Here is a 12,567-nt window from a genome sequence, read left to right as displayed (position 1 = left end):
GGCCGTTCGGCTTCGTGCCCCGGACGCAGCGCAGCGCCTCTTCGGCGGTGCGCTGCAGGGCCGGGGCCCATGCGGCGGCGGAGCGCGGCGCCTTCTGGGTCCCGGCTCTGCGCAGCAGCGTAAGAACGCTGCAGCGCGTCCGGGACACGCACCGAAGATCAGGCGCGCTCTTCTCATGACGAACAGCAGCTTCTCAGCTGCCCCATGACGACATCAAAGCCCTAGATTCGACTTCGAAAAATACGAACGATCACAGGCGCTTGGCTACTGTGCATGGGGTTGTTTTCGCAATTTTTGCATCGGACGCGGCGCCACGAGGCCGGCGCTCAGCCCTTCGGCCCGCGCAGCTGCGCCGTCAGCCGGTCCATCGCCTCCGCCGCCTCGCGCCATTGCGACAGCCAGCTTCGTGGAAAGCGGAAGGTGAGGTCGGCGCCGCCGACGCGGCGCTCCGACAGGCACATCCCGGGCGTCGCGGCATCGCGCGTGCAGCGCGCGGTCAGCGCGGGGCTTGCGGCGGAATAGAGATCCTCGTTGCCGTAGGGCGTATCGGCGCGGAACATCCGCATCGTCAATCCGTCCGCGGGCGTCGCCGCGGCCTGGTCGAGATAGCGCGGATAGATCGTGGCTGTGCGCTGCTCGGGCGAGAGCGCATCGTGGTGCGCCGCGATCGACAGGAAGATGCGGTCGATCGATTGCACCGCCGCCTCCACGGTGTCGGCGGTGACGTGCTTCGGCGCGCCGGGCGGCTCCAGCGAGGGATAGAGGAAGTCGAGATCGATGCGCTCCTGCGGCCCGGAGTGACGCTGGATCTTCATGCGGATCGCCGTGACCGGCAGGTTGAACAGCGTGCCGCCGACGCTGACCGGCAGCTTGTCGGGAGCGTTCGCGCCGCCCGAGCCCCAGGTCGGCCACAACAGATAGGCGACCAGTGCGACCGCGCCCATCGCCGCCAGGCTGCCGAGCACGATCGGCACGACATGCGCGCGGGTGCGCGTGCGTGGGGATCCGAGGGGAGCTGCCGAAAACATCGTCATGAGCTTGCGCGAGGTCGAGCCGGACGTCGGCCGGCGGCCGACGAATCAGCGGCGAATATGCCACGCGGCGGCGATTTCGCGCAGCTTTCCCGGCCGCGGGGCGCGGGGACAGCCCTGCGCTGGCGGGGCGGCGGCGTTAACCTTCCCTTAAGGATAATGTAGCGTTAACCAGCCCTTTTTGTCACAGGAAGGCGGTGGCGTTGCGTAAGGGCGGACCGTTCCGATGACACCTGAAGCTCTCAATACCTTCTTCTCGATCTGCATCGGTTTCGCGCTCGCGGGCGCGCTCGTGAACGGGTACCAGGCGCTCGCGCAGCGGCCCGCCGGCTTCGGTCTGCTGCAGGACGGCGTGGCGCCGAAGACCTTCGCGGCGGTTCCGTTCCTGGTGTTCGCCGCGCCCTTCATCATCATGCGCAACACGCTGCGCGGCATGCGGGTGGAAAGCCGCCGCGTGGAATTCGTGATGATGGCGACCCTCATCGCCGGCTTCTGGAGCATGATGAGCGGCACCTTCTTCCTGATGACGCTGCGCGCGGCCGGCGTTCTGGCTTGATGCCAGCGCCTTAACCGCTGCCGCCACGGCGGCCCTTTGCGTCGAGCCTGCGGTTTAGCTATGCCTGTGGTCGACGTGACAGGAGACCTCCATGGCGATCTACGAGCTCGACGGGCAGGCGCCCGACCTTCCCGCCGACGGCAATTACTTCATCGCCGAGACTGCGACCGTGATCGGCCGCGTGCGTCTGAAGCCGGGCGCGAGCGTCTGGTTCGGCGCGGTGCTGCGCGGCGACAATGAGTGGATCGAGATCGGCGAGGGCGCCAATGTGCAGGACGGCTCGACCTGCCACACCGATCTCGGCTTTCCGCTTCACGTCGGCCGGAACTGCACGGTCGGCCACAACGTCATCCTGCACGGCTGCACCATCGAGGAGGGCGCTCTCGTCGGCATGGGCTCGATCGTGATGAACGGCGCCAGGATCGGCCGCAACAGCATCGTCGGCGCCGGCTCCGTCATCACCGAGGGCAAGGAATTTCCCGAACGTTCCCTGATCATCGGCTCGCCGGCGCGCGTGCTCCGCACGCTCGACGATGCCCAGGTGCAGAAGATGGGAAGCGCAGCCAGGTTCTATGTCGCCAACGGTCCGCGATTCAAGAAGGGCCTGAAGCGGATCGGTTGACGCTCGGGCGGTATCTGCCCCGTCCCGCACACCCGGTTCCATGCCGTAAGAATACCGGTCGAAACTTTAAGCCTCCGCTAGCGCCTCACCGGTATCGTGGGGTGTCTTCAACCAGGGGGAGCTGCGCCATGAACGCTGCGGCACCGGCGTCCGGCCTCGCCGCCGGAACCAATTTATTGAAGAAGTTCGTTCGCTTGGCGCGCGGCGCCGATACGCTGACCGTTGCGGAGAAAGTCTATAGCATTGCCGCCTTCCTCGCGATCGTCACCGCTTTCCTCCTGGTGATGTCGGTGCAGTCGGTGCGCTTGCAGACGACGTATCGCCACATGCATGCCTCTGCCGCCGAGGCCGCGATCAATGTCGGACGCATCAACGCGCTGATCTACGCCATCGTCATGGAGTCGCGCGGCATCTACATGTCCGCCGATCGCGGCGCGACGAAGCAGTTCGCCGATGGGCTGATGCGCCGCAACGGCGAGCTTGCCGAGGCGGTGAAGAGTCTGGAGCGGACCGTCGGCGACGACGATGCCGAACAACTCGCCACGTTCCGCCAGCGCATCGTGCAGTTCATCGAGTTTCGCCGGGAGTTGGTGCGGCGCGGTCTGGAGATCAGCCCGGCCGCGGCGCGCGAGTGGGGCGACAACGACGCCAACCGGACGGTGCGCCGCAAGCTCAACAGCGATGTCGAAGCGCTCGAGCGCATCTACCAGCAGCGTGCCCGCGAGGCGGACGCGCTCGCCAACGAGAACCGCTATGCGGCCGCCTATCTGTTCGCGCTCGGGCTGGCGGCGCTGATTCTCGCCGGGCTGAACGTCGTGGTCATGCGGGGCTCCGTCGTCGGCGCGCTGGCCGACATCACGCAGGCGACCGACCGGATCGCGCAAGGCGACGTCAAGAGCGAGGTGCCGCATCTCGGCCGTCACGACGAGATCGGACGTCTTGCGCGGGCCGTGCAGAACTTCCGCGACGCCGTGGCGCGCATCTTCCAGCTCGAGGAGCTCGAGCTCGGCACCGCGCAGGCACGCGACGCGGCGATGACCGAGCGCGACAAGTTCAACGACAAGTACCAGGCCAAGAAGTGGCAGCTTTCGGCGGCGATCAACAGCATGCCGCAGGGCCTGATCATGCTCGACGGCAAGGCCACCGTGGTCGCGATGAACTCGAACTACCGGCAGATGTACAATCTGCCCGAGACGATCCAGGCCGGATCGACCCTCGAGGAAATTCTCCAGCACCGGGTCAAGACCGGGCTGTTCAATGGCGACGTCGCGAAATACGTCGCGGCGGTGCTCGGCCGGATCGCCAGGCGCGAGCCGGCCGCCTACGAGATCGCCCTGAACGACGGCCGCACCATCAGGATTTACGAGCGTCCAATGGACGGTGGCGGCTGGGTGTCGGTGCAGGAGGACGTCACCGAGCAGCGTCAGCGCGAGCGCCTTCTCGAACGGATGGAGCGTTTCCTCGCCACCATCATCGAGAACGTGGCGGAGGGCATCATCGCCAAGGACGCGCGCAATCTGCGCTACGTCTTCGTCAACAAGGCCGCCGAGAAGATGATCGGCATGTCGCGGGGCGAGATCATCGGCAAGACCGCGCGGGAATTGTTCTCCGCCGAGGCGGCCGCGCTGATCGAGCGGCGCGACCAGCAGCTGCTCGCGCAGAAGCAGCAGCTCGAGCCGGTCATCGACACCATCGACAATCCCTCGCGCGGCCGTCGCGTGATCTCCGCACGCCGGGTGCAGATCGGCGGCGCCAACGAAGAGTCCCACATGTTCGTGACGATGGTCGAGGATCGCACCGAGGCCATGGTCGCGGCCGCGTAACCGTCGGCGCACCCCGCAGGCGCGGCGCGTCAGCGTCCTTCGGATTGGCCCGCTTCGATGGTGCCGGCGACCTTCTCGTGGCCGGCGGCCCACAGCGCGTGCTCGTCGCTGCCGTCGTGGTGGGGATTGGCCTCGGCCGGAATGTGCCGCGGCTGCTGAATGCTCGCGCGGAAGTGAGGCAGTGTGGCTGTCCGGAATGCCCTGGTGACGTTAGCTTGGTCCCCGCTTTGAGTGTGGAGCGTGTCCACGCGGAGGATCGAGTGATGTTGCGCAGGATGATGATGGCGGCGCTGGCCGTAGCAGTGATCGGGCTGTCGTTGCCGCAGGCGGCCGAGGCACGAGGTTTTGGGCACGGCGGCTGGGGCCACGGTGGCGGCTGGGGCCATGGCGGCCACTGGCATGGCGGCGGCTTCTGGCCGGGCGTTGCGATCGGGGCGGGCATCGCAGGTGCCGGCCTGTACGGCGGCTATTACGGCTATGGCTATGGCTACCCCTATTACGCCGTTCCCGACGACTATGGTCCCGCCTACAACGATGGCTATGGCGGCTGCTACGTCGTGCGGAAGCGCGTCAGGACGCCTGCGGGATGGCGGTATCGCCGTGTGGACGTTTGCGAATAGCGCCTTGAATAAGGCCCTGGCGAGAGGCTGACCGACCAAAAAACAAGGCCGTTGACGCAGTATACCGTCAACGACCTTGCCAGCCCCGGACATTGAAATCGGCTCACGCCATCCGGTAAGCCAACCATCGCGCGGAATCATACGGACGAATGTGATCCAGTTCACATGTCGGAAAAATTAGTCCCGTTATGAGCTGCTCAGCCGCGCGAGCGCTTGCGCGCGCTGGCGTGGACGCGATGCCGCACCGGTTTCCTGCGGGTAACCGTGGGGGTCTCGACGTCGGTCGATCGTGCGCTCGCGAACGATTGCCTGAGGCCATCGATGGACTCGTTCAGTGAGGCCACCTGCTCGGACAAGCGCTTGGTGTCGGCCTGCTGCGCCGCCATCAGCCGCTTCATGGTCTGTAGCTGATCCTGCACCACCTGGAGCTGGTCGATCGATTCCTGCTGGGTCGCCTCCAGCCCCTTGGTCTTCTCGACCAACTGCTCGGAGGCTTGTGCGGTCCGGGCCTGGAGCTGCCGCGAGGCCACCACCCGGTCGGTCTCCGGCGCCGCGCCGGTATAGGCGCGCCAGATCGCGATCGAGGTCACGCCTGCGATCAAAAGGAGAAGGGCGGCGGCGGTCAGCGCGATCGGCTGGGCGCCAAGGCGAAGCAGGGGGTTGGACGGTGTGTCCTGGGCGAGATCGATCATCGCTGACAAAACCCAAATTGAAACTTGGTGAGTGGCGAAGAGCGGCAGCACGAGAACGCAGAACAAGGCGCAGCCGGGAGGTCCCGAAAGTGTTACTGTTCGGCAACAATTGGGACCAAAAAGAGGCTGGCCCAATAAGAACGAACGGAATTCGACGAAAAAAGGTTCTGGGATACCGATCGATCCCGATGCAGCGGTACGCGGCCGACCCCGTCCAGGCAGGCAATGCCGAGCTGGTTCGACGGAGCGCGAGTAGGTGATTCCGCCTCAGAACTTGTAGGCGAGGCCGACCGTCGCGGTGTGGGTGCGGGCCTTCACATGCGCGGTGAAGCGGTCGTCGAACGCCATCCCGTTCGCAGTGAAGAAGGTCTGGGTGAACGTCGAGAAAGCGGCATAGCTGTAGTCGGCGCGCACCAGCCAGTGACCGGCGATCATCTGCTCGACGCCGCCGCCGACGGTCCATCCTACGCGCGTTGACGCATGGGTTTCGTTGTAGGAGGCGCCCGTGCAGAAGCTGATTCCCGGAACCACGGTACAAGTGGCGTTAAGTTCGAGGCGCTGCCACGCCACGCCGCCGGTGCCGTAGACCAGCGTGGCGGGCGTCACGAGATAGCCGAGCCGGCCGCGGAGGTTGCCGTCCCACGTTTCCTTCACCGAGGCGGTGGGGAGCATGGTGATCGGTGCGCCAAAATAAAGACCTGTCATTCCCGGTGCGGGATTGGCGCTCTTGCTGGCATCGGCCCAGCCGAAATTTGCTTCGACGCCGGCGACCCAGGACGTCGAGATCTGCGCGTTGTAGCCGAGATGGCCGCCGAACCGGGCTGCGACGCTATCCATCGCGCCGCCGGTCCCGGCGGTTGGAACGAAGATGTTGACGCCGAGACCGGGGGCGACGTCGCTGGTCCGCCAGTCATTGTCTCCCCAGCGCGCGCCGATCGAAACACCGGCATAGAATCCAGACCATGACGTCGCCGCAGCCGGCGGCGCCTTCACCGGCATGTCCGCCGCAAGTGCCGGGCCCATGAGCGCGCCCCCTGCCAGCGTTCCGGCAATTGCCAAGATCAGATAGTTCGTCGCTTTCAGCCCCACCGCGCGCCCCGAATCAACCGCTGATTTCAGGGACGTTCGCAACTCGCTGCATCGGCGGCAACGGCGTGGAACCCCGGTGCCGCAAAAGGTTCTCGGTGTTGCCGGCGGGGCACGCCATCTCCGGCATGAAGCAGCACTGTTGCGCAACGATTACGGTTCGTAGATCGACAAAATGCCGGCATAGGACTTGTGTCGCGGGATCGCATAGGGGCCGAGCCGGGATGTGGTCAGCCCCAGCCGGACCAGCGATTCCGCCAGCGTCACCGCCGCGGCCACGCCGTCGACCACGGGCAGGCCGTGCGTCGTGGCGAGCTCGGCGGCGAGGTCGGCCATGCCGGCGCAGCCGAGCACGATGGCCTCGGCGCGGTCGTCGCGGATTGCGGCCGTGATCTCCGCGGAAATCTTTGCGAGCGCCTCGGCGTTGCGCTCCTCGAGCGCGAGCACGGGGACTTCGGCGGCGCGGACGCGGACGCAGCGCTCGGCGAGGCCGTATTTCCGCAAATTGTGCTCGATCGGCACGATGGAGACACCAAGCGTGGTGACCACGGCAAAGCGCGCGGCGATCAGGCTCGCCATGTGGAAGCCGGCCTCGCCGATGCCGATCACCGGCGCCTTGGCAGCAGCGCGCGCGGCATCGAGGCCGGTGTCGTCGAAGCAGGCGATGATGTGGGCGGCCGCGCCGTCGCGGTCGGCATCGCGGATGCAGCCGAGCATGCCGGGCACGGCGAACGCCTCGTCGTAAAAACCCTCGATCGAAACCGGGCCCATCGCCGGCTGGCGCGCGTCAATCACCGTGCCGGGCAGGGCGACGCTGCGTGCCGCAGCGGCGATCTTCGCCGTCATCGACGCGGTCGTGTTGGGATTGACGACGTGAAGCCGCATCGTGGTTGGGCCAGCCCTTTGTGGTGAGCTCTTCTCAGACCATTCCCTTGCCGGCGTCCGAGCCCTTGGCCGCCTGCCGCTTGTTGAGCATGGCGATGGTGCCGAGCGCAAGCGCGATCACCGTGAACGAGACGGCCGAGATCACGGTGCCGAGCGCATAGATGTCGGGGTTGGTCACGGTGGTGGTGAGGCCCTGGAGGTCCAGCGGCAGCGTGTTCACCGCGCCGATCGCCTGGCTGGAGCGCGCGAGCTCGTCCCAGGACAGCGTGAAGCCGAACAGGCCGATGCCGATCACCGAGGGCAGGATGATCGGCAGCACGACATGGCGGAAGGTCTGCCACGGCGTCGCCCCGAGATCTCGCGCGGCTTCCTCGAGACGCGGGTCGAAGCGGTTGAAGATCGCGAACATGATCAGGAGGCCGAACGGCAGCGTCCAGGTCAAATGCGCGCCGAGCCCCGAAGTCAGCAGGCCCATCGAGGTCTCGAAATTCTCGTTCCAGTGCGCCTTGATCAGGTCGTCGATGATGCGGAATTCCAGGGAGATGCCGAGCGAGGTGATGATCGAGGGAACGATGAGGCTGGCGATCGCCGAGTAGAACAGGATGCTCTGCGCCCTGAACTTCCTGCGGAAGGCCATCCCGGCGGCGACCGACAGCACCACGGTGACGATCATCACGATCACCCCGAGCAGCAGCGAGCGGCGGAAGGCGGCGCCGAGGTCGACAATGCCGGTGCCCTGGAACAGCTTTGCGATCCAGAAGGTCGAGACGCCGTTCATCGGGAAGGTGAGACCGCCTTGCGGGCCCTGGAACGACAACACGTAGATCGCGATCATCGGCCCGTAGAGAAACAGCACATAGGCCGCGAAGAAGATCGCGAGCACGTAGAACGAGCGCGGCCGTCCTTCCTTCATGCGCTAGAGCTCCTTCTTGATGTCGACGATGCGCGACATCATGGTGATGATCAGGAAGGTGATGACGAGCAGGATCACGGCATTGGCCGCCGCTGCCGGAAACTGCAGCGCGTTGACCCGTGTCTCGATGATCTTGCCGGCAGCCGCAATCTGCTGGCCGCCCATCACGCCGATGGTGATGAAGTCACCCATCACGATGGTGATGACGAAGATCGAGCCGATCACGATGCCGGGCTTGGCCAGGGGAATGATGACGTTGACGAGGGTCTGGAAGCCGGTCGCGCCGGCGTCATAGGCGGCCTCGATCAGCGACTTGTCGATGCGGATCATCGAATTGAAGATCGGCACCACCATGAAGAAGGTGAAGAGGTGCACCAGCGCCAGCACCACCGAGAATTCGGAGAACAGCAGCCATTCGACGGGATGGTTGATCAGCCCCGTCTTGATCAGGCCTGAGTTCACGAGGCCGTTGCGGCCGAGCAGCGGAATCCAGGCGATCATGCGGATCACGTTGGAGGTCCAGAACGGGATCGTGCAGAGCAGCGACAATCCCATCTGCCAGGTCTTGGACTTGACGTGGAAGGCGAGGAAATAGGCGACCCAGAAGCCGATGAACAGCGTGATCGCCCAGACCAGGAAGCACAGCTTGAGCGTTTTCAGATAGGTCTTGGCGATGGTGCAGAGATCGGGAAGCTGCGCGATGCAGCCCTCGAACGTGTCGGTGTAGCCGCGGCCGGAGAAGGACGGCAGCAGCTGGTATTCGTTGTAGTCCCAGAACGAGACGATGACGACGAAGACGAGCGGAATCAGGAAGAAGGCGAGAAACACCAGCATCATCGGCCCGGCCTGGAGCCAGGAGATGAAGGACGGCGACCACCGCGCGGCCTTTGCGGCGCGCGCGGTGTCCGGTCCCCGGATCAGGTCCGGGGATGCCTGTTGCAGGATGTTCTCCGAGGTGTCCATCACATCAGGCTGCGATGAACTCGTTCCACTTGCGGACCATGTAGTCGTTCTCGTCCATCACCGCGTTCCAGCAGGCGACGCCGCCCATGCGGTCCTCGTAGGAGCCGCCGTCACGCACCGCGCCGGCCTTCTCCAGCAGCGAGCCGTCGGGTGCCTTGATGTCCTTCTCGGCCGGCTTGCCTTCCATCCAGTACGCCCACTCGTAGGGCTCCATATGCGCCTTCGCGGTGGAGAGCACGGCGGAGTAGTAGCCCTGGCGGTTGAGATAGGCGCCGGCATAGCCCGACAGAAACCAGTTGACGAACTCGTAGGCCCAGTCGAGCTTCGCACCCGAGACGCCCTTGGAAACGCAGAAGCCCGAGGCCCAGGAGCGATAGCCTTCCTTGAGCGGCTGGAAGGTGCAGGGAATGCCCATCGAGCGCACCTTCGTCACCGCCGGCGACCACATCGACTGGATCACGGTTTCACCCGAGGCCATCAGGTTGACGCTCTCATTGAAGTCTTTCCAGAATGCGCGGAACTGGCCGGCCTTCTTGGCTTCGGTCATCACCTTCATGGTGAGATCGATCTCTTCCTTGGTCATGTTGCCCTTGTCGGCATATTTGTACTTGCCGGTGGCTTCCACGACCATCGCGGCGTCCATGATGCCGATCGAGGGGATGTTGAGGATCGAGGCCTTGCCCTTGAATTCGGGATTGAGCAGCTCGGCCCAGGTGTTGATCGGCCGCTTGATCAGGTCGGGACGGATGCCGAGCGTGTCGGCGTTGTAGACGGTCGGGATCAGCGTGACGAACTCGGTCGCCGACGTCGCGAACTTCTTGGAGTCCTTGCCCTCGAGATAGAGCACCTTCCACGGCGCAGTGCCCTGGCCGCCGATCTTCTTGCCGCCGGGCGTCATGCCCTTGGTGAAGACGGGCGTGATGTTGTCGAATTCCTTGATCTTCTTGGCGTCGAGGGCAAGGATGTTGCCCGACGGCACCAGCTTCTTCAGCGAGAAATATTCGGTGTCCAGTACGTCGAAGGAGTTCGGCTGGGTCATCACGCGCTTGGTGACGTCGTCGGTGGTCGCGGTGATGTATTCGATCTTGATGCCGGTGTCCTTCAGGCACTGCTTGGAGATGTCGTCGCCCTCGTTCACGGCCGTGCCGAGATAGCGCAGCACCTTCGCATCGGCCGACTTCACATAGGGAAAGCCGGTGATGGCGCCGGAGCCGGCGGCAAGGCCGGCGAGACTTGCGGTACCCTTGAGCAGCGTACGGCGGCTGACGCCTTTCGTCCCAGTGGTCTTGCTCATGTCAGTCACTCCTCTGTTGCGCATTTCCAGTGATCGATCGGCGCTATTGCAGGCGTTGCGCCTTGGCGGGATCCCAGGTGGCCAGCACGCGATCGCCCGGACGGAATGGGTGGACGTCGAAGGTGGCTTCGGGAACGTGGGAGAACAGGGCGGTGCCGTCGTCGAGCGTGAGAGAGACGGCGATGTAGGAGCCCTGGTACTCGGTCTGGGTCAGCAGCGCCGGCGCGCCGAAGGCGCCATCAGTGAACGGCGCGATGCCGAGCTGATCGGCGCGCACGGCGATGAGGTTGCCGGCGTCGCTGAGCACGTTGTGGCCGCCGATGAAGCGCGCCACGAATTCGGTGCGGGGATGATGGAAGATGTCGCGGGCCGAGCCCTGCTGCTCGATCTTGCCCTGGTTCATCACCACGATGTGGTCGGCGAGCGCCATCGCCTCCTCCTGACCGTGGGTGACCTGGATGAAGCTGATGCCGAGCTCGCGCTGCAGCCGCTTGAGCTCGCCGCGCATCTTGACCCGCAGGAACGGATCGAGCGCGGAGAGCGGCTCGTCGAGCAGAAGGATTTGCGGCTCGGTGATCAACGCGCGGGCGAGCGCGACGCGCTGCTGCTGGCCGCCGGAGAGCTGCGCGGGCAGCCGGCCCGCATATTGGCTCATCGCCACCAGCTCCAGTAATTCGCCGGCGCGCTTGTGGCGCGTCGGCTTGTCGACGCCGCGCATCTTCAGGGCGAAGGCGACGTTGTCGATCACGGACAGATGCGGAAACAGCGCGTAGGACTGGAACATCATCGCAGTGCCGCGCTCGGCCGGCGGCAGGTCGGTGACGTTCTGGCTGCCGAGGATGATGTCGCCCTCGCTGACCGCCTCGTGGCCCGCGATCATGCGCAGGGTCGAGGTCTTGCCGCAGCCGGACGGGCCGAGCAGGCAGCAATAGGTGCCGGCCGGGATCTTCAGATTGACGGTGTCGACCGCCAGTGTGGTGTCGTAGCGCTTGGTGACGGCGACCAGTTCGAGGGCGGCGGGAGTGGCCATGACGTGTCCAGGGAGGGCGGTGCTTGGGTCCCTCTCCGCAAGGTCCGTGCCAACCGCCCGTCCAGCGGCCAAATTCCGGAACTGTGCAGCGGAGTCAGATCGTTAGATCGAATCCCGCCGATCGGGCCGCCCGCGAGGCGCACAATCCTCTGCACACAAAGCGGGCGACGATTGTATAAAGTTTCGCCTGTGATTGGATACAGCTCGTCGACTAACATTCGAAGCGAACGTCGTCGATCGAGCCCACGCACCATGGCCGCCAAGTCCCGCCCCAAATCCGACGCGCCAGATGCGAGCGACCGCGTCGGCCGCATCCGGGAGGGGGTGACCGCCGCAATCCTCGAGCATCGCCTGCTGCCGGGCACCAAGCTCGGCGAGGACGAGATCGGCGAGATCTACGGCGCGAGCCGCACGCTGGTCCGCACCGCGCTGCAGCAGCTCGCGCATGAGGGCATCGTCGACATCGAGAAGAACCGCGGCGCCTTCGTCGCGCGTCCGACACCGGCGGATGCGCGTGAGGTGTTCGAGGCGCGGCGTCTGATCGAGCCCACCATCGTCGATCACGCCATCGATGCGGCATCGCCGGCCTGGCTCGATCGCCTGCAGCGGCATCTTGCCGAGGAGCGCGAGGCCGAGTTGCGCGGCGATGCGCGCGCCTCGGTCCGGCTCTCCGGCGAATTTCACAAGCTCGTCGCCGAGATGAGCGGCCACAGCATCTATCTCGGTTTCCTCAAGGAGCTGATCGCGCGCTCCTCGCTGATCATCCTGCTCTACCGCCGCCACGACACGCCGGCCTGCGGCACCGATCATCATGCCGAGATCGTCACCTCGATCCGCGAGCGTGACAAGGCGAGGGCACGCGCGCTGATGCTCTCGCATCTGAACGAGATCGAGGCCGAGCTGTTCCTGAAGGATCCCGCCGCCGACGACCTGCGGCTCGCGGACGTGCTCGGCGTCTAGAGCGTCTTCGAGCGAAGTGGACACCGGTTCGCGTGAAGAAAACGCGTCAAAACAAGAATCTAGAGCTTCGGTTCTGATTCAATCAGAACCGA

General features: G+C 65.3%; 14 protein-coding genes. 5 read left to right on the top strand and 9 right to left on the bottom strand.

Annotated features, from left to right (window positions below; all coding sequences use genetic code 11):
- Positions 1-326: 326 nt before the first annotated feature.
- On the bottom strand, positions 327-1,034 hold the full coding sequence (locus UNPF46_RS27825; RefSeq protein ID WP_142252126.1) for a hypothetical protein: 708 nt from the start codon (positions 1,032-1,034) through the stop codon (positions 327-329).
- A 223-nt stretch (positions 1,035-1,257) separates the two neighbouring features.
- Between UNPF46_RS27825 and UNPF46_RS27820 the strand changes: the two genes are divergently transcribed.
- From UNPF46_RS27820 to UNPF46_RS27810, 3 genes are all read left to right on the top strand, one after another.
- A complete protein-coding gene (locus UNPF46_RS27820; RefSeq protein ID WP_100180100.1) occupies positions 1,258-1,587 on the top strand; it encodes a DUF6949 family protein in 330 nt (109 codons plus the stop codon).
- Positions 1,588-1,678: 91 nt separating this feature from the next.
- Entirely contained in the window at positions 1,679-2,209 is a 531-nt protein-coding gene (locus UNPF46_RS27815; protein ID WP_142252125.1) for a gamma carbonic anhydrase family protein, read from the top strand.
- A 128-nt stretch (positions 2,210-2,337) separates the two neighbouring features.
- On the top strand, positions 2,338-4,032 hold the full coding sequence (locus UNPF46_RS27810) for a PAS-domain containing protein (RefSeq protein ID WP_142252124.1): 1,695 nt from the start codon (positions 2,338-2,340) through the stop codon (positions 4,030-4,032).
- A 29-nt stretch (positions 4,033-4,061) separates the two neighbouring features.
- Here UNPF46_RS27810 and UNPF46_RS27805 read toward each other — a convergent pair whose 3' ends face one another.
- Positions 4,062-4,280 carry a hypothetical protein gene (locus UNPF46_RS27805; protein WP_142252123.1) on the bottom strand — a complete coding sequence of 73 codons (219 nt, stop codon included), beginning with the start codon at positions 4,278-4,280 and terminating at the stop codon, positions 4,062-4,064.
- Positions 4,281-4,295: 15 nt separating this feature from the next.
- On the opposite strand from UNPF46_RS27805, the gene UNPF46_RS27800 reads away from it, so the two are divergent.
- Positions 4,296-4,652 carry a hypothetical protein gene (locus UNPF46_RS27800; RefSeq protein ID WP_142252122.1) on the top strand — a complete coding sequence of 119 codons (357 nt, stop codon included), beginning with the start codon at positions 4,296-4,298 and terminating at the stop codon, positions 4,650-4,652.
- Between the two features lie 197 nt (positions 4,653-4,849).
- On the opposite strand, the gene UNPF46_RS27795 is transcribed toward UNPF46_RS27800, so the two are convergent.
- From UNPF46_RS27795 to UNPF46_RS27765, 7 genes are all read right to left on the bottom strand, one after another.
- Entirely contained in the window at positions 4,850-5,344 is a 495-nt protein-coding gene (locus tag UNPF46_RS27795; protein WP_100180105.1) for a hypothetical protein, read from the bottom strand.
- A gap of 267 nt (positions 5,345-5,611) precedes the next feature.
- Positions 5,612-6,367 (bottom strand): outer membrane protein, encoded by a 756-nt coding sequence (locus UNPF46_RS27790; protein ID WP_142252121.1) that lies wholly within the window; start codon positions 6,365-6,367, stop codon positions 5,612-5,614.
- Positions 6,368-6,583: 216 nt separating this feature from the next.
- Complete coding sequence (locus UNPF46_RS27785) at positions 6,584-7,315, bottom strand: aspartate/glutamate racemase family protein (protein ID WP_142252120.1); 732 nt, start codon at positions 7,313-7,315, stop codon at positions 6,584-6,586.
- Between the two features lie 34 nt (positions 7,316-7,349).
- Positions 7,350-8,228: an ABC transporter permease gene (locus tag UNPF46_RS27780; protein WP_142252119.1), complete on the bottom strand. Its 879-nt coding sequence runs from the start codon at positions 8,226-8,228 to the stop codon at positions 7,350-7,352.
- A 3-nt stretch (positions 8,229-8,231) separates the two neighbouring features.
- Positions 8,232-9,191 carry an ABC transporter permease gene (locus UNPF46_RS27775; protein ID WP_142252137.1) on the bottom strand — a complete coding sequence of 320 codons (960 nt, stop codon included), beginning with the start codon at positions 9,189-9,191 and terminating at the stop codon, positions 8,232-8,234.
- A 4-nt stretch (positions 9,192-9,195) separates the two neighbouring features.
- Entirely contained in the window at positions 9,196-10,485 is a 1,290-nt protein-coding gene (locus UNPF46_RS27770; RefSeq protein WP_174719193.1) for an ABC transporter substrate-binding protein, read from the bottom strand.
- Positions 10,486-10,528: 43 nt separating this feature from the next.
- Positions 10,529-11,515 carry an ABC transporter ATP-binding protein gene (locus UNPF46_RS27765; protein ID WP_142252118.1) on the bottom strand — a complete coding sequence of 329 codons (987 nt, stop codon included), beginning with the start codon at positions 11,513-11,515 and terminating at the stop codon, positions 10,529-10,531.
- A gap of 252 nt (positions 11,516-11,767) precedes the next feature.
- On the opposite strand from UNPF46_RS27765, the gene UNPF46_RS27760 reads away from it, so the two are divergent.
- Positions 11,768-12,475 (top strand): GntR family transcriptional regulator, encoded by a 708-nt coding sequence (locus UNPF46_RS27760; protein ID WP_100180112.1) that lies wholly within the window; start codon positions 11,768-11,770, stop codon positions 12,473-12,475.
- The last annotated feature ends 92 nt before the right edge of the window (positions 12,476-12,567 follow it).

Source organism: Bradyrhizobium sp. UNPF46 (genome assembly GCF_006658625.1).
Lineage (GTDB): Bacteria > Pseudomonadota > Alphaproteobacteria > Rhizobiales > Xanthobacteraceae > Bradyrhizobium > Bradyrhizobium nitroreducens.
Note: the sequence above shows the minus strand (reverse complement) of the source record. Positions and strands in the feature narration are given on the sequence as shown.